The 16,996-nt window shown below is 46.4% G+C and carries 16 protein-coding genes and 1 riboswitch; of the genes, 15 read left to right on the top strand and 1 reads right to left on the bottom strand.

The window, feature by feature from the left end; all coding sequences use genetic code 11:
* The 9 genes from D1B31_RS10860 to D1B31_RS10815 all read left to right on the top strand — a co-directional run bounded on the left by D1B31_RS10860 (position 1) and on the right by D1B31_RS10815 (position 10,743).
* Positions 1–405, top strand: a complete 405-nt coding sequence (locus D1B31_RS10860) for a DUF350 domain-containing protein (protein WP_118920804.1) — start codon at positions 1–3, stop codon at positions 403–405.
* Between the two features lie 239 nt (positions 406–644).
* A complete protein-coding gene (locus tag D1B31_RS10855; protein ID WP_118920803.1) occupies positions 645–2,348 on the top strand; it encodes a long-chain-fatty-acid--CoA ligase in 1,704 nt (567 codons plus the stop codon).
* Positions 2,349–2,863: 515 nt separating this feature from the next.
* Positions 2,864–3,478, top strand: coding sequence for a TetR/AcrR family transcriptional regulator (locus D1B31_RS10845; RefSeq protein ID WP_118920801.1), 615 nt, complete (start codon positions 2,864–2,866; stop codon positions 3,476–3,478).
* Between the two features lie 12 nt (positions 3,479–3,490).
* A complete protein-coding gene (locus D1B31_RS10840; protein WP_118920800.1) occupies positions 3,491–4,264 on the top strand; it encodes an enoyl-CoA hydratase in 774 nt (257 codons plus the stop codon).
* A gap of 417 nt (positions 4,265–4,681) precedes the next feature.
* Complete coding sequence (locus D1B31_RS10835) at positions 4,682–5,455, top strand: electron transfer flavoprotein subunit beta/FixA family protein (protein WP_118920799.1); 774 nt, start codon at positions 4,682–4,684, stop codon at positions 5,453–5,455.
* A 74-nt stretch (positions 5,456–5,529) separates the two neighbouring features.
* The gene (locus tag D1B31_RS10830; protein ID WP_118920798.1) at positions 5,530–6,507 is read left to right on the top strand and encodes an electron transfer flavoprotein subunit alpha/FixB family protein; all 978 of its coding nucleotides are present in this window, start codon (positions 5,530–5,532) and stop codon (positions 6,505–6,507) included.
* Between the two features lie 176 nt (positions 6,508–6,683).
* On the top strand, positions 6,684–6,998 hold the full coding sequence (trxA, locus tag D1B31_RS10825) for a thioredoxin (RefSeq protein WP_118920797.1): 315 nt from the start codon (positions 6,684–6,686) through the stop codon (positions 6,996–6,998).
* 385 nt (positions 6,999–7,383) lie between these two features.
* Positions 7,384–9,156: an excinuclease ABC subunit UvrC gene (gene uvrC, locus D1B31_RS10820; RefSeq protein WP_118920796.1), complete on the top strand. Its 1,773-nt coding sequence runs from the start codon at positions 7,384–7,386 to the stop codon at positions 9,154–9,156.
* Between the two features lie 67 nt (positions 9,157–9,223).
* A riboswitch (Lysine riboswitch) is annotated at positions 9,224–9,401 on the top strand.
* Between the two features lie 106 nt (positions 9,402–9,507).
* Entirely contained in the window at positions 9,508–10,743 is a 1,236-nt protein-coding gene (locus D1B31_RS10815; RefSeq protein ID WP_118920958.1) for an aspartate kinase, read from the top strand.
* 45 nt (positions 10,744–10,788) lie between these two features.
* Here the strand turns inward: D1B31_RS10815 and D1B31_RS10810 are convergent, their stop codons facing one another.
* Positions 10,789–11,235, bottom strand: coding sequence for a YslB family protein (locus D1B31_RS10810; protein WP_118920795.1), 447 nt, complete (start codon positions 11,233–11,235; stop codon positions 10,789–10,791).
* A 345-nt stretch (positions 11,236–11,580) separates the two neighbouring features.
* Here D1B31_RS10810 and D1B31_RS10805 point away from each other — a divergent pair, with 345 nt between their 5' ends.
* The 6 genes from D1B31_RS10805 to D1B31_RS10780 all read left to right on the top strand — a co-directional run bounded on the left by D1B31_RS10805 (position 11,581) and on the right by D1B31_RS10780 (position 16,840).
* On the top strand, positions 11,581–12,189 hold the full coding sequence (locus D1B31_RS10805) for a succinate dehydrogenase cytochrome b558 subunit (RefSeq protein ID WP_118920794.1): 609 nt from the start codon (positions 11,581–11,583) through the stop codon (positions 12,187–12,189).
* A 56-nt stretch (positions 12,190–12,245) separates the two neighbouring features.
* The gene (gene sdhA, locus D1B31_RS10800) at positions 12,246–14,003 is read left to right on the top strand and encodes a succinate dehydrogenase flavoprotein subunit (protein WP_118920793.1); all 1,758 of its coding nucleotides are present in this window, start codon (positions 12,246–12,248) and stop codon (positions 14,001–14,003) included.
* A 21-nt stretch (positions 14,004–14,024) separates the two neighbouring features.
* Positions 14,025–14,813 (top strand): succinate dehydrogenase iron-sulfur subunit, encoded by a 789-nt coding sequence (sdhB, locus tag D1B31_RS10795; protein ID WP_118920957.1) that lies wholly within the window; start codon positions 14,025–14,027, stop codon positions 14,811–14,813.
* A 134-nt stretch (positions 14,814–14,947) separates the two neighbouring features.
* A complete protein-coding gene (locus D1B31_RS10790) occupies positions 14,948–15,544 on the top strand; it encodes a class D sortase (RefSeq protein WP_118920792.1) in 597 nt (198 codons plus the stop codon).
* A 500-nt stretch (positions 15,545–16,044) separates the two neighbouring features.
* The gene (locus D1B31_RS10785; protein ID WP_118920791.1) at positions 16,045–16,494 is read left to right on the top strand and encodes an acyl-CoA thioesterase; all 450 of its coding nucleotides are present in this window, start codon (positions 16,045–16,047) and stop codon (positions 16,492–16,494) included.
* 121 nt (positions 16,495–16,615) lie between these two features.
* Positions 16,616–16,840 (top strand): helix-turn-helix domain-containing protein, encoded by a 225-nt coding sequence (locus D1B31_RS10780; protein WP_048825928.1) that lies wholly within the window; start codon positions 16,616–16,618, stop codon positions 16,838–16,840.
* Positions 16,841–16,996: the final 156 nt, after the last annotated feature.

Below are 16,996 nucleotides of genomic sequence, written 5' to 3'. Positions count from 1 at the left end.
ATGGAGCATTTTTGGCAAAATGAATTTATCCAGATTGCGGCCTACTATAGTGTGGTCATCCTTTGTCTCGTTGTCTTTCTGGCTGCATTTGAACTGGTCACCAAATATAAAAATTGGGAAGAAATCAAAAAAGGGAATATGGCTGTCGCCATGGCAACAGGAGGAAAAATGTTCGGCATCGCCAATATTTTCAGGCATGCCATTCAGGAACACACCTCTGTGGTAGCGATGGTCGGTTGGGGAGTATTCGGTTTCGCCCTGCTGATTGGCGGCTATTTTATTTTTGAATTCCTAACCCCGAAGTTCAATGTCGATGAGGAAATTGAAAAAGACAACCGCGCTGTTGGGTTTATTTCAATGGTCATATCAATCGGTTTATCCTATATTGTCGGAGCCGGAATTTAGGGCGGAGGAAGATACGTGGAAACGTTGGCAAAAGTCTTACTGGGCCTATGCGGCCTGTTTATGCTGATTGGGATTATTTATATCGTGTTTTTTGCATGATAGAAGAGCCGTTGCGAATTTGCAGCGGCTTTATCTTCTAGTCCTTCCTGAGTGTATTCTCATTGTGCATTCAGGACGAATGGATTATAATGGGTTAAATAGATGGAATTTTTAAAAAACTTCTGTACAAGGAGGTACCCATGGTTGAGATCAAACCTTGGCTCAAACATTACCCCGAGGAGATACCGGGAACGCTCGAGTACCCGGCCGCATCTTTGCACAGTTATTTATTGAAAGCGGCAGACGAGTTTCCTGATAAAACCGCCATTCACTTCATGGGAAAGAATATGACTTTCCAGGAAGTAAAGGACTCCGCGGTTTATTTCGCTGCTTATTTACAAAAGCTTGGTGTGAAAAAAGGAGACCGGGTCGCTGTTTTCCTGCCTAATACCCCTCAGGCGGTCATCGGCTTTTTTGGCATTCTGCTTGCTGGCGGGATTGTTGTTCCAACAAATCCTCTATACACCGAACGCGAGCTTGAATACCAAATGAAAGATTCCGGTGCGGTTGCAATCATCACCCTCGATATTCTCTATCCGCGTGTTTCAAAAGTAATCCAAAAGACTGATTTGAAGCACATTATTGTAACCGCTGTCAAAGATGCGCTCCCATTCCCGAAGAACCTGGTTTACCCATTCATACAAAAAAAGCAATACGGAATTGTTGTGAAAGTAACACATGAGGGCAATACACATTTATTGTCTGAAATCCTGAAAATGCCTGCCGCGACTCTTGAAGAACATCCAATCAATGTTGAAGAAGATCTTGCCCTTTTGCAATATACAGGTGGTACGACAGGCTTCCCGAAGGGTGTCATGCTGACTCATAAAAACCTTGTTGCTAATGTGATTATGTGCAACAACTGGATGTACAAGTGCAGGCGCGGGCAAGAACGGGTCCTTGGCATCCTGCCATTTTTCCATGTGTATGGCATGACCACCGTTATGATTTTGTCAATTATGGAAGGGCATACAATGATCCTTTTGCCAAAATTCGATCCTGAAACAACGCTAAAGACAATCCAAAAGCAAAAGCCGACCCTTTTTCCTGGAGCCCCAACAATCTATATTGGTCTTTTGAACCATCCCGATTTGAAAAAATACGACTTGTCTTCAATTGATTCGTGCATCAGCGGCTCGGCCCCGCTGCCGGTCGAGGTCCAACAAAAGTTCGAGGAAATTACTGGCGGTAAGCTAGTTGAAGGGTACGGGTTGACGGAAACCTCTCCTGTCACCCATTCCAATTTCCTCTGGGACCGCCCGAGAATAAAAGGCAGTGTCGGAGTCCCGTGGCCAGACACAGATGCAGCGATTCTTTCACTTGAAAACGGCGAACGATTGCCGCCAGAAGAAGTTGGTGAAATCGCGGTAAAAGGCCCCCAGGTTATGAAGGGGTACTGGAATAGGCCAGAGGATACAGCCATGACGTTTAGGGATGGATGGCTTTTGACAGGCGATTTGGGCTATATGGATGAAGATGGCTACTTTTATGTCGTAGACCGGAAAAAGGATATGATTATTGCAGGTGGTTTCAATATTTACCCGCGTGAAATTGAGGAAGTGCTCTATGAGCATCCTGCCATCCAGGAAGTCGTAACTGCGGGAGTACCTGACCCGTATAGAGGAGAAACGGTAAAAGCGTATGTTGTTGTGAAGGAAGGCGCCACGGTTACGGAAAAGGACCTTGATGAGTTTGCGCGGCAGCATTTGGCATCCTTTAAAGTCCCACGGATTTATGAGTTCAGGGATGAACTGCCCAAGACTGCGGTCGGTAAGATTTTAAGGCGTGTCCTGGTTGATGAAGAAAAGAAGAGGATGAAAGATGAAGAGCAAAAACACGCTTAAGCAGAGGGCAGCCCTAGTGGCTGTCCTTTATCGAGTCTAATTTTATGTTCCGGTTGAGTTGAGAGTCTTCCGATTATCTCGTGATTCGGACTCATGAAAGGCTAGCCAGCTTTTTGGACGTTGGGAGTCCGAATAACGCCTGAATTCGGACACTTAGCCAGCTTTTTGACGTTGAGAGTCCGAATAACGCTTGGATTCGGACACTCAGCCAGCTTTTGAGACTGTGAGAGTCCGAATCCCAAAATCCAATTACCCAAACGGCCACAATGTTTTGAAATATCAAATGTTCACGTAATGAAAACCAGATTTCCATTTTGCCAGTCAACTGAAGTGTTATCCTTCCGTATCACCTCCTCGCCGTGATAAACTATTGCCAATTCAATCTTACCAATCAAGAATAATTTCTATTGCCACACGGCTTGCTTGACAGCGGAACGGGGAACATCATATGATTAAATTATGAATGATGGTTCATTCATTTTGTTGGTTGTTTTCTTCAAAGGAGGTGTCGCAGGGTGAAGAAAAGCAGGCCTAAATACATGCAAATTATTGATGCGGCCGTAACGGTCATTGCCGAAAATGGTTACCATCAGGCTCAGGTTTCGAGGATTGCAAGGGAGGCTGGAGTGGCTGATGGGACGATTTATTTATACTTTAAAAACAAAGAAGATATTCTTATTTCCCTTTTTGAAGAAAAAATGGGCACATTTATCGAAAAAATCGACAGCATGATAGCAGGAAAAGAGACAGCGGCAGAGAAGTTATTACTGTTGATTGATTCTCATTTCCGAATGCTATCGGACAATCGGGGTCTTGCGGTTGTTACCCAGCTCGAATTAAGGCAGTCAAATAAGGAGTTGCGCCAGAAAATTAATGAAGTACTCAAAGGGTACTTAAAAGTTATTGATCACATCCTCCTTGAAGGTAAGCAGAATGGGGAGTTTTCGGAAACGCTCGATATCCGGCTGGCTCGCCAGATGATTTTCGGGACGATTGACGAGACGGTCACAACCTGGATTATGAATGAACACAAGTACGACTTGGCTGCACTCAGCGCGACCATCCATAACTTATTGCTAAATGGATGCGGGGCACATGCGGCAAGGCCTTCTATTGGAAAAATTGAATGAGGGGGGAGCAAGTTGGAATTTTTAAGTTGGACAGATGAAGGCGGCATCGCGGATATAACGATAAAACGGCCGCCGGCAAACGCACTATCTTCCGGGCTGCTAAAAGAACTTTCCGTAGTCCTTGATGAAATCGAAACAAAGAAGGAAATTAAGGTCCTTTTGCTGCATGGAGAAGGGAGATTCTTTTCCGCTGGAGCCGATATTAAGGAATTTACTACAATCAAGTCCGCAAAAGACTTTTCGGAACTTGCACGTCTTGGGCAAAATTTGTTCGAGCGCATGGAGAAGTTCCAGAAGCCAATTATTGCGGCCATTCACGGTGCTGCGCTTGGCGGGGGGCTGGAGCTTGCGATGGCCTGCCACTTCCGTCTTGTCACCGAAACTGCGAAACTAGGTTTACCAGAGCTTCAATTAGGCCTGGTTCCAGGATTTGCAGGCTCCCAGCGTCTTCCTAAATACGTCGGTACTGCCCGGGCGGCGGAAATGCTGTTCACTTCAGAACCGATCACCGGATTGGAAGCCGTTCAATATGGCTTGGCAAACCATGCTTATCCGGAAGGGGAACTGATGGAACACGCCTTTACTTTTGCAAAAAAAATCGCCAAAAAAAGTTCAGGTTCTCTGAAAGCCGCCATCGAACTGCTGAACTATTCGAAATCGGATGCGTTTTATGAAGGCGTAAAGCGGGAGGCAGAATTATTCGGAGAAGTCTTCATGTCTGCCGATGGCCAGGAAGGCATCAAGGCCTTCATCGAAAAACGCGAACCGGAATTCAAGGGTGAATAATTGCGGCAGAGCCAACAGGAATCTTTCCAGTTCTATATAAGTTGAAATAAATAGTTACATCTAGTTGATTGGAGCGGAAGGCACGTAGACTCCTCGAAAATGCTATCGCATTTTCTTCGTGCAAAGCCCATTCGAGGAAGCTGTATGTCCTGTGGAATGAGGTGTCATGTGGAGACACCGCAGGAGCTTTGCTCCGAGGAGGCTCCACAGGCACTCCACGGAAAGCGAAGTGCCTCGTGACAGGCAAAAAAACCGCCTGTCCCTGCGATGATTATTCTCAGTAGCTTTCCTTTGTGGAGCGGAAATCAACCAAGTTTCAAATTCAACATATATATATATTCCTGTTGGATTTTTTCTCAACTAAATATTTTCAATCTTTAAAACTAGTAGAATATTGTCAATTGGGAGGGAAAGTTAATGAATATTTTTGTACTGATGAAGAGGACCTTTGATACGGAAGAAAAAATCACACTTTCTGGCGGAAAAATCAATGAGGATGGGGCCGAATTTATTATCAACCCTTACGATGAATATGCCGTTGAGGAAGCGATCAGGGTTCGTGACGCGCATGGCGGGGAAGTGACCGTCGTGACTGTTGGAAGCGAGGAAGCGGAAAAGCAGCTTCGGACCGCATTGGCAATGGGGGCTGACAAAGCCGTTCTCATCAATACAGAAGATGATGTTGAAAATGGGGACCAATTTACAACAGCTAAAATCCTTGCTGAGTTCCTTAAGGATAAAGAAGCTGACCTAATCATTGGCGGCAATGTTGCCATTGATGGCGGTTCAGGGCAGGTGGGGCCGCGCGTGGCTGAACTTCTAAACCTCCCATACGTAACCACAATTACAAAATTGGATATCGAAGGCGATAAAGCAACAATCGTGCGCGATATCGAGGGGGATTCAGAAGTCATCGAAGCGACACTGCCTCTACTCGTCACAGCGCAGCAGGGGCTCAATGACCCGCGTTATCCATCGCTTCCGGGCATTATGAAGGCGAAAAAGAAACCGCTTGAAGAGCTGGAACTGGACGACCTTGGCCTTGAAGAGGATGATGTCGAGCCTAAGACGAAGGCAATTGAGATATTTATGCCTCCAAAGAAAGAAGCCGGCAGAGTACTGCAAGGTGATTTGGACGAACAGGTAAAGGAACTTGTCAAACTGCTCCACACTGAAGCGAAAGTTATCTAAGCCGGTATCCATCAGGAAAATAATCATTTTGCAAAAAGGCAAATAGAACTGATAATGCGCAGGAGGTAGACGATATGGGAAGAAAAGTGTTGGTGTTGAGCGAAATACGTGATGATGCTTTAAGAAATGTTTCTTTCGAAGCAATCACGGCGGCAAAAACAATCGCGGAAGGCGGAGAAGTAGTCGGAGTTCTTATCGGTGATGGTGTAAGCGCTTTAGGAACGGAATTATACCAATATGGTGCTGACCGGGTGATTGCTGTTGAAGACGAAAAGCTGAAAAATTATACGCCTGACGGCTATTCCCAGGCATTGATGGCGGTTATTGATTCCGAGAAGCCGGAAGGGCTCGTTTTGGGGCATACGGCTCTTGGAAAAGACTTGGCGCCGAAAATAGCAGCCAAGCTTGGCAGCGGTCTTGTTTCCGACGTTACAGACGTTGAAGCGGCTGGAGGAAACCTCGTTTTCACAAGACCGATCTATTCCGGGAAGGCTTTTGAAAAGAAAATCATTACCGATGGGCTTGTTTTTGTGACAATCCGTCCGAATAATATTGCGCCGCCTGAGAAAAATGATGCAGCTGGCGGTACGGTTGCGGCTGTAACCGCTGAAATTAAAGATTTACGGACAGTTGTCAAGGAAGTAATCCGGAAAGCAACGGAAGGGGTTGACCTTTCTGAAGCAAAAGTCGTCATCGCGGGCGGTCGGGGCGTAAAGAGTGCGGACGGTTTTGAACCGCTGAAGGAACTGGCAAATGTGCTGGGCGGGGCGGTAGGGGCATCCCGTGGTGCATGCGATGCCGATTATTGCGACTACTCATTGCAGATTGGCCAGACAGGAAAAGTCGTCACCCCTGACCTGTATATTGCCTGCGGAATTTCAGGGGCGATTCAGCATCTGGCTGGTATGTCAAACTCCAAAGTCATTGTTGCTATCAACAAAGACCCGGAGGCGAATATTTTCAAAGTGGCCGATTACGGGATTGTTGGTGACTTGTTTGAGGTAGTCCCTCTATTGACTGAGGAATTCAGAAAGCTGAAAGTTCATTCCTAATTGTTCGAAGGAGCGGGAAGTTCCGCTCCTTCGTTCCCATTCCGGACGGGCTTTGCGGTGGAATAACCCCATGTAGGATCGGGCATTTTAATATAGAAACATATTATTCGCATGCAAATGTGAATGGTGGTATACTTTCCGTAGATTTAGAAAGAAATTTTAGGAGGCTTTTTTTAATGGCTATTACTCACGCAACAGACCAGAATTTCGCTGGTGAAATAGGTTCAGGCGTTGTCCTTGTAGACTTCTGGGCACCTTGGTGCGGCCCATGCAAAATGATTGCACCAGTTCTTGAGGAAGTAGATGCAGAAATGGGTGACAAAGTGAAAATCGTCAAGCTTGATGTTGACGAAAACCCTGAAACATCCGCTCAATACGGCGTCATGAGTATCCCAACTTTGCTCGTATTCAAAAATGGCGAACAGGTTGATAAAGTTGTTGGCTACCAGCCGAAAGAAAACCTAGTCAGCCTGCTTGAAAAGCATATTTAATCCCTTAACCCCAGCCAACCAAGGCCGGGGTTTTTACATGCGTCCAACTGGACTACTGACAAACGCTTCCTAGAGCAAAGACAAGACATTCGTGTTAAAATTGGTAAGGTGGATTATTTTTATTTGCATCCTATAGCGTATTTTAGTGCTATTTTTAAATGTTATGGGCTGAACTAAAGAATTGTGCATAGTTGATTGGAGCGGAAGGCACGAAGACTCCTGCGGGACGTAGCGGCAAGGTGGAGACCCCACAGGCGCTAAAACGCCGAGGAGGCTCCACTGACGCCCCGCGGAAAGCGAAGTGCCTGAAGCGCAGATCAACGGCAATGTACGACAATTAAGTTGATTTTATATAGACGAAAAATGTACTGGGAGGTGACGGCCAATGAATGACATCATCAAGCAAAAGCTTACCCTGTTGCCGGACCATCCTGGCTGTTACTTAATGAAGGACCGGCAAGGGACAATTATCTATGTCGGCAAGGCAAAGGTTTTGAAAAATAGGGTAAGATCGTATTTTTCCGGATCGCATGATGCAAAAACGCAGAGGCTTGTAGGGGAAATCGAGGACTTTGAATATATCGTTACATCTTCGAATATTGAAGCGCTCATCCTTGAACTGAACCTGATTAAAAAATATGACCCGAAATACAATATCATGCTGAAGGATGACAAGACGTATCCGTTTATCAAGCTGACAGCAGAAAGGCATCCGAAGCTCATTATCACTCGCAAGGTCAAACGCGACAAAGGGAAGTACTTCGGACCTTATCCAAATGTCCAGGCAGCGAATGAAACGAAGAAGCTGCTTGACCGGATTTATCCGCTCAGGAAATGCGCCACATTGCCTGACCGTGTATGCCTTTATTACCACTTGGGGCAGTGCTTGGCGCCATGTGTAAAGGAAGTGCCGGAATCCGAGTATAAGAGAATGACGGATGAAATCACCAGATTCTTGAACGGCGGATATAAAGAAATTAAAAAAGAGCTGACCGAAAAAATGACGGAAGCAGCCGAGCAGCTTGATTTTGAAAGGGCAAAGGAATTCAGGGACAAAATTGCCCACATTGAAGCGACGATGGAAAAGCAAAAAATAACGACGACCGACTTTACTGACCGTGATGTGTTCGGCTATGCCGTTGATAAGGGCTGGATGTGCGTCCAGGTGTTTTTTGTCCGCCAGGGAAAGCTGATTGAAAGGGACGTTTCTCTGTTTCCGATTTACGGTGAACCTGATGAGGAAATGCTCACGTTTCTCGGCCAGTTTTATTCACAGACGAACCACTTTAAACCGAAAGAGGTTCTAATCCAGAACAGCGTTGATTGCCAGATGGCTGAGCAGCTCCTTGATGTGAAGGTTTTACAGCCTCAACGGGGTCAGAAGAAGGATCTTGTCAGGCTGGCAGTGAAGAATGCGAAGATCGCCTTAAATGAAAAGTTTTCGCTGATTGAACGGGATGAGAACCGGACAATTAAAGCTGTTGAAAACCTGGGCGTGCTGCTTGGCATCCATACGCCAAACCGGATTGAAGCATTTGACAACTCGAACATCCAGGGAACGGACCCTGTCTCGGCCATGGTCGTTTTTATGGACGGGAAACCGTATAAAAAGGAATACCGTAAATATAAAATTAAAACGGTCAAGGGCCCGGACGATTATGAGTCGATGAGGGAAGTTACGAGAAGAAGGTACATAAGAGCCTTGAAAGAGGGTCTTCCGCTTCCAGATATGATTCTCATTGATGGTGGAAAAGGGCATGTTGAAGCAGTCAGGGATGTTCTCGAAAATGAGCTGGGCCTCGATATCCCTCTTGCAGGCCTTGTGAAAGACGAGAAACATAATACCTCGCAGCTATTATATGGAAATCCGCTTGAGATTGTCCCCCTGCCCCGAAACAGCCAGGAGTTTTACTTGCTTCAGCGGATTCAGGATGAAGTCCATCGCTTTGCGATTACGTTCCACAGGCAGCTCCGTGGCAAAAGCGCGTTCCAGTCCATCCTGGATTCCATACCGGGTATCGGGGAAAAGCGGAAGAAACTCCTTTTGAAGAACTTTGGATCAGTAAAAAAGATGAAAGAGGCAAGCAAGGAAGAATTTACGGCCATCGGCATCCCAGCCCCTGTCGCAGAGGAGCTTTTGAAAAAATTGGCCGATTAGATTGCCTCTTTAAAATTTTCTGTGTTATAATGGTGAAAATTTCATATACTATCACTTTAAATTCTAAAGTGAAGGTAGAGGTGCGGGCTTCATGAGTAAAAATCCGGAGAAGAATGGATTCCATGATGGATTTTGAAAGGGGATACCGCCGAAGCAGTGAATGGTCCATTCCATCCGCTTGCTGGTTCTGTATTGAATAAATGCAGGATTGTCAGGGTACATTGCCCTGGAGAGCTATCTCACATAGATGCGTCGATTATTCGCGTATCCGGGCAATGAGATTACTCTCATTGCCCTTTTTTAATTGTGGAGATAACTAAAAGAATTTTGATGGAGAGAGAAGGGAAAGCATTGGCAATCATCGTCCAGAAATTTGGCGGAACATCAGTTGGTAATCCCGAACGAATCAAAAACGTCGCAAGCAGGGTACTTGAAGAACGAAAAAAGGGGAACAGTGTTGTGGTGGTTGTCTCGGCAATGGGAAAAACAACCGACTCCCTCGTTTCCCTTGCAAAAGAAATCCATACCGCCCCATCCGGACGCGAAATGGACATGCTGCTCGCAACCGGCGAGCAAGTGACGATATCACTTCTGGCAATGGCGCTCGAAGCCTTGGGACAGTCAGCTGTTTCATTCACAGGCTGGCAGGCGGGTATTAAAACGGAGGCGATCCATGGGAATGCGAGGATTACCGGCATAAACCCGGAGGCTGTCAAGCGTGTTTTAGATGAGGGGAAGGTGGCAGTTGTCGCGGGTTTCCAGGGAATAACAGAACAAGGCGGAATTACGACTCTTGGCAGAGGAGGATCCGATACAACAGCGGTTGCTCTTGCATCTGCACTCAAAGCGAGCCGTTGTGACATATTTACGGACGTCACAGGTGTTTTTACAACAGATCCCCGCATCGTAAAAGATGCCAGGAAGCTAGGGTCCATTTCGTATGATGAAATGCTTGAGTTAGCAAACCTCGGGGCTGGCGTCCTTCACCCGAGAGCTGTGGAATTTGCAAAAAACTATTCGGTTCCGCTCGTTGTACGTTCTAGCATAGAAAGGATCGAAGGAACAATCATTGGGGAGGAAAGTTCAATGGAAGAAAACCTGATCGTCAGGGGAGTTGCTTTTGAAGATAGAATTACAAGGGTGTCAGTGCTTGGCCTGGCCGAATCGTTAAACGGGCTTCCATCTATTTTTGCGGCCCTGGCGAAAAACAGTATAAACGTCGATATTATTATTCAGAATGTAATCGGGGATGGAAGTGCGAATCTGTCATTTTCGATTAAAACAGAAGACCTTGAAAAGACAATAAAGGTACTAGAAGAATGCAGGAAGCGGATTGGCTATGAAAAAATCGAGACTGAGTCAGGCCTTTCGAAAGTATCGATTGTCGGATCTGGAATGGTGTCCAATCCAGGGGTCGCCGCCCAGATGTTCAGCGTGCTCGCCGACAGTGGCATTCAGGTGAAGATGGTTAGCACCTCGGAAATCAAGGTGTCAGTTGTGATTGATGACTCTCAAATGGTTGAGGCGGTTGAGGCGCTGCATGATACCTTTGCTCTTTCCGGCACTCAAGTTCAACCAAATGCATAAAGAAAAAGCCCCCCTTCATCTTTTATTGATAGGGGGGCTTTTTCTTTAAGCGTTTACCGGATCCTTGCTGTCCCATTTTACAGTAAAGGAGGCCAGTTGTGATCGTTTGACTGGATGTTCGAATGCTTCCGCCGTTACTCCTTTTTGCTGCTCAATTTGCTGGGCCAGAAACCCTGCTTCAAGCTGGAAATAGGTCTCCGCCTTGGACGTAACCCTGGAAGCTAGCAAAACTGGTGCCAATTCAAATTCAATTTCATTTTTTGATAGTTTACGGACTGAAAGCTCTCCCCATGATGCCCGCGCAAAAAATGCGATGATTTCTTCAATGGTTTCAAGCGGGTATTTCCTGGCAAGGAGTTTTCCTGCCCAATAAAGGATTTCAGGGCCGTCCTTGCCAAGTAGTTCGGGCAAGAGGACTTCCCTGATTAATTCATATCCGAACTTGTTGACTGTATCGTTGGCTTGTAAATCAGTTGCGGTGTTTTCGTTCAAAAGACTCCCCTCTTTCTATGATTCTATTATAGCCATAATTTCGTGCCGGCTTAAAGCATTTCCTTGTAAGAAGTTTAGTATTGGTTGTAAATTCCAACATTGCATATTGGCTTTTTAATAAAATGGACAGGAGGGCTGAGGAGGAAATAAATCTTATATCAGTATATTTTTAAAATTTAGTTTAAATAGTCTGTTTATGTAATCGTTTCCTTGACGCTCTTCTCCTGTGGGAGTAAAATGGACATGTCACAGGATTGTAATGAAAGATTCATAACTTTTTCACAATGATGATAGGTTTATAGGGTAATGGGGGAACCTTCATCATACTATCTAGGGGGTATGAATATGGCGGGTAACAGAGAATTTTTTAACCGCAGGCTGCATTCGCTTCTGGGGGTCATCCCGGTAGGGGTTTTCCTCATTCAGCACCTGCTCGTGAACTATACTGCAACAGGAGGGCCGGATGCATTCAATAAGACTGCGGAATTTATGGGAAATCTTCCATTCCGTCTTGTTCTTGAGACTGTAGTGATTTATCTGCCTTTGCTTTACCATGCAATTTACGGACTTTATATCGCTTTTACTGCAGACAACAATCCGGGCAGATACAGCTATTTTCGCAATTGGATGTTTACTCTTCAGCGGATTTCCGGAATAATCACACTGATTTTCGTCAGCTGGCATGTTTGGGAAACAAGAATTGCCGCGGCATTTGGAGCGACTGTCAATTATAACATGATGGCAGACATTCTAAGCTCCCCATTCATGATAGTTTTTTATTTTGCAGGGGTTATTTCTACTATTTTTCACTTTGCGAACGGGCTTTGGTCTTTCTTTGTCAGCTGGGGCATCACAGTAACCCCGCGCTCACAGAGAATTTCAACCTATTTTACAATCGGCGTCTTTTTTGCCCTTTCCTTTGTCGGGATTCGCGCCTTGCTAGCGTTTATGTAACTTGGATAAATTAGGTCGGACCTGATAGATTTGGAATTCATTAGGGAGTGAGTCATATGGCTAAAGGTAAGATTATTATTGTCGGAGGCGGGCTGGCTGGCTTGATGGCAGCCATTAAGGCGGCTGAAGCCGGTTCACAGGTCGATTTGTTTTCGCTTGTGCCGGTTAAACGGTCCCACTCCGTCTGCGCCCAAGGCGGTATAAACGGCGCCGTCAATACAAAAGGTGAAGGCGACTCACCTTGGGAGCACTTTGATGATACTGTTTATGGCGGTGACTTCCTTGCGAACCAGCCTCCTGTAAAAGCAATGTGTGAGGCAGCGCCTGGAATCATCCACTTATTCGACCGGATGGGCGTTATGTTCAACAGGACGCCTGAAGGTTTGCTTGATTTCCGCCGCTTCGGAGGGACACAGCACCATCGTACCGCTTTTGCCGGCGCGACAACCGGGCAGCAGCTTCTCTATGCGTTGGATGAACAGGTCCGCCGTTTTGAAGTGGCCGGCCTTGTCACGAAATACGAGGGTTGGGAGTTTCTCGGGGCTATCCTTGATGAAGACGGGGTTTGCCGTGGGATAACCGCACAGAACCTGACTTCGATGGAGATTAAAGCGTTCCCTGCGGACGCGGTCATTATGGCAACAGGCGGCCCTGGGATCATTTTTGGAAAATCAACAAACTCAATTATTAATACAGGTTCCGCGGCATCGATTGTTTACCAGCAGGGAGCATATTATGCGAACGGGGAATTCATTCAAATTCACCCGACTGCAATTCCCGGAGATGACAAGCTGCGCCTGATGAGTGAATCAGCCCGTGGCGAAGGCGGCCGGATCTGGACCTATAAGGACGGAAAACCTTGGTACTTCCTTGAAGAAAAATATCCTGCTTATGGAAACCTTGTGCCAAGGGACATCGCAACACGTGAAATCTTTGATGTGTGCGTCAATCAAAAGCTCGGCATAAACGGCGAAAACATGGTCTATCTTGACCTTTCTCATAAGGATCCACGTGAGCTTGACATTAAGCTTGGCGGAATCATTGAAATCTATGAAAAATTCATGGGCGACGATCCTCGTAAAGTCCCTATGAAAATCTTCCCTGCAGTCCATTACTCAATGGGCGGCCTATGGGTTGATTATGATCAGATGACAAACATTCCCGGCCTGTTTGCCGCAGGTGAATGTGACTACTCACAGCATGGGGCGAACCGCCTGGGCGCCAACTCGCTGCTTTCCGCTGTTTATGGCGGTATGGTGGCTGGACCGAACGCTGTCCGCTACATCAATGGCCTTGAAAAGAGCTCCGATGCGCTCGATTCTTCCGTGTTTGAAAACCATGTTCGTGAGGAAGAAGCGAAATGGAACCATATCATGTCTATGGACGGAACAGAGAACGCCTATGTCCTCCACAAAGAGCTAGGTGATTGGATGACAGATAACGTAACGGTTGTCCGCCATAATGGAAAGCTTCGCGAGACCGATGAAAAGATTCAGGAGTTGCTGGAGCGGTATGACAACATCAATATTAACGACACTGCCCTCTGGAGCAACCAGGGAGCTGCATTCACCCGCCAGCTTCAGCACATGCTGCAGCTTGCACGCGTTATTACCATAGGTGCTTTGAATCGAAACGAGAGCAGGGGAGCGCATTACAAGCCGGATTTCCCTGAACGTGACGATGAGAATTTCCTGAAAACAACCATGGCAAAATTCACTGGACAAAAGTCCGCACCGGCGTTCCATTATGAGGAAGTGGATACTTCATTGATCAAACCGCGTAAGCGTGATTATTCGAAAAAGAAGGGGGAGTAATTAGCAATGGCTGAAACAACAATGACTGAACAGGCTGCAGCTGGGCAAACGGCTGAAACAAAGACAGTCAAGTTTGTCATCTCGCGTCAGGACACACCTGATTCCGCCCCTTACGATGAAACGTTTGTCCTGCCATACAGACCAAACATGAATGTCATTTCTGCCTTGATGGAAATCCGCAGGAATCCTGTCAATGCTGACGGGAAGAAAACAACGCCGATAACCTGGGAAATGAACTGTCTTGAGGAAGTATGCGGGGCGTGCTCCATGATTATCAATGGAAAGCCGCGCCAGTCCTGTACGGCGCTCGTTGACCAGCTTGAGCAGCCAATCCGGCTTGCCCCAATGAAGACTTTCCCGATTGTACGCGACCTGCAGGTTGACCGAAGCAGGATGTTCGATTCCTTGAAGAAAGTAAAAGCATGGATTCCGATTGACGGGACATACGACCTTGGTCCCGGGCCGCGCATGCCTGAAACAAAGCGGCAATGGGCATATGAGCTTTCAAAATGCATGACGTGCGGCGTGTGCCTTGAGGCATGTCCGAATGTGAACAGCAAATCCGATTTCATCGGCCCTGCGCCATTGTCCCAGGTACGCCTGTTCAACGCCCATCCAACAGGCGAGATGAACAAAGCGGAACGCCTGAATGCGATTATGGGAGAGGGAGGCCTGGCAAACTGTGGAAACTCGCAAAACTGCGTCCAGTCTTGCCCGAAAGGCATCCCGTTGACAACTTCAATCGCTGCTTTAAACCGTGATACAACCTTCCAGTCATTCCGGAATTTCTTCGGAAGCGACCAAGTATAAGAAGAGAAGCTGTCCCAGTTGATTGGGACAGCTTTTTTTCATTCAAAGGTTTCTAATATACTTTGAAGTTAGTGCTGCCAGAGAATCATTTTGCTATAATCAAAAGTAACAATCCGCGAAGGCGAGGGAACCGCTTGAAGCTTACGAAACTACTTTCATTTCTCCTGATACTTGCCGGGACTGCTGCACTGGCTGTCGGAGGGTACCAGCTAATCGAGACGAAACTTAAAGGCGACCAATCCCTCGAAGAAGCAAGGAAGCTCGTCAATTCCGATCCAAATACAGCGCATGCGAGAACGGAAACTCAAGAAGGGCGTTTCATGCCGGACTTTGGGGAAATTACAGGCCTCCTTGAGATTCCCAAAATCAAATCGGAACTGGCTATCGTGGAAGGTACTGACCCCAATGATTTGAAAAAAGGGGTTGGCCATTATGAAGGCTCCTATTATCCCGGTGAAAAGGGTCAAATTGTCCTTTCAGGGCACAGGGATACTGTGTTTCGCCGCCTTGGCGAGCTGAAGGTTGGAGATGTCATGAAGGTCAGGATGCCGGCAGGGGATTATGTATACGAAATCACTGGCACGAAAATTGTGGATGCGGATGATCGGACGATTATCACTTTGCAAAATGATGAGGAAGAACTGATTGTCACGACATGTTATCCGTTTCGCTATGTAGGCAACGCGCCCGACCGTTATATTATTTATGCAAAACCAAAACAAGTAAACTGATGGGATCCAACATTGGACCCGTTTTTATTTTGCTAAATAAAATGAACTTAATTTTTGAAAATGGTCGCTGATTTGCGCTCCACAGTGGAAAGCTTCTGGGAATAATCATCGCAGGGGCAGGCGGTTTTTGCCTGTCACGAGGCGCTTCGCTTTCCGCGGGGCGTCAGTGGAGCCTCCTCGGCGCTTTAGCGCCTGTGGGGTCTCCACCTTGCCGCTACATCCCGCAGGACAAACAGCATCCTCGAATAGGCTTTGCACGAAGGAAATGCGATAGCACAAGGAAAGCTTCCGTGAATTGGCATCGCAGGAATTATGCGATAGCATAATTCCCGATTTTCGAGGAGTCTTCGCGCCTTCCGCTCCAATCAACTATGTACAACTCTTTAGTTTAGCCTATATAAATTTGGAAAGAAATCCGACATAGCAAAAATATGTCAATCTTCCTTCTTGTATTCTATAATGAAACTGAATAAGTATTCATTTTTGAGAGGGGGATGAATGTGGGACGAATCAGCTACATTGCGGACATGGAGGAGTGGACGAGGGAATTCAGCTATTATTACCCGGTGAGGGTCCGGTTTTCGGAAACCGATATGTTTGGCCACTTGAACAATACTGTTCCATTTACATATTTTGAACTGGCAAGGATCGAGTTTTTTAAGCATATTGGCTTTATGCAAGACTGGGTAAGTCCAAATAGTGAAACAATTCCGGTCGTCGCAGATCTGCAATGCGACTTCCTGAAGCAGGTATTTTTTGACGAGGAAATAAAGATTCACGTAAAGGCCAACAGGACAGGCACATCGTCTGTCGATCTGCATTATATGGGCAAAAATGAGAACGGTGAGGTATGTTTTACAGGACGGGGAACTATGGTTCAGTTTTCCAAGAAAACCGGAAAAGGAGTTCCTTGGACAGATTCCATGAAAAAACTTCTCGAAGCCCGCTGAAACCCTTATTCTTCAAGCAAAAACAGTCACTTCTGCAGCACTGCTGACATAAGATAATCGTGACTAATTATATACCCATCCCACGGTTCACAACTGGCGAAGGCAAGGAGGGTTACAATACTTGAAGGACAACGGATTCAGCCACAAACCACTACTCACTAAACGGGAAAGAGAAGTTTTCGAACTGCTGGTACAGGACAAAACAACCAAGGAAATCGCTGGTGATTTATATATAAGCGAGAAAACGGTTCGGAACCATATTTCAAATGCCATGCAGAAGCTTGGCGTAAAGGGGCGTTCCCAGGCAGTTGTCGAACTCCTGCGCATGGGGGAGCTTGAACTGTGATATTGACCGGCATCCGTAATGGGCGCCGGTCCCATTTTTGTTTGGAAAATGAATCCTGGCTAATGTGAGCAAGCTAGTGAGCCAAGCTTTTCGTTTTTCCCTTGAACTTTTACGTAAAAAAGGTGAAAATAAGGACAAGCAGGATGGGAGTGGTGG

This window comes from Neobacillus notoginsengisoli, assembly GCF_003515685.1.
Classification (GTDB): domain Bacteria; phylum Bacillota; class Bacilli; order Bacillales; family Cytobacillaceae; genus Bacillus_D; species Bacillus_D notoginsengisoli.
This window is presented reverse-complemented; position numbering and strand designations above follow the sequence as displayed.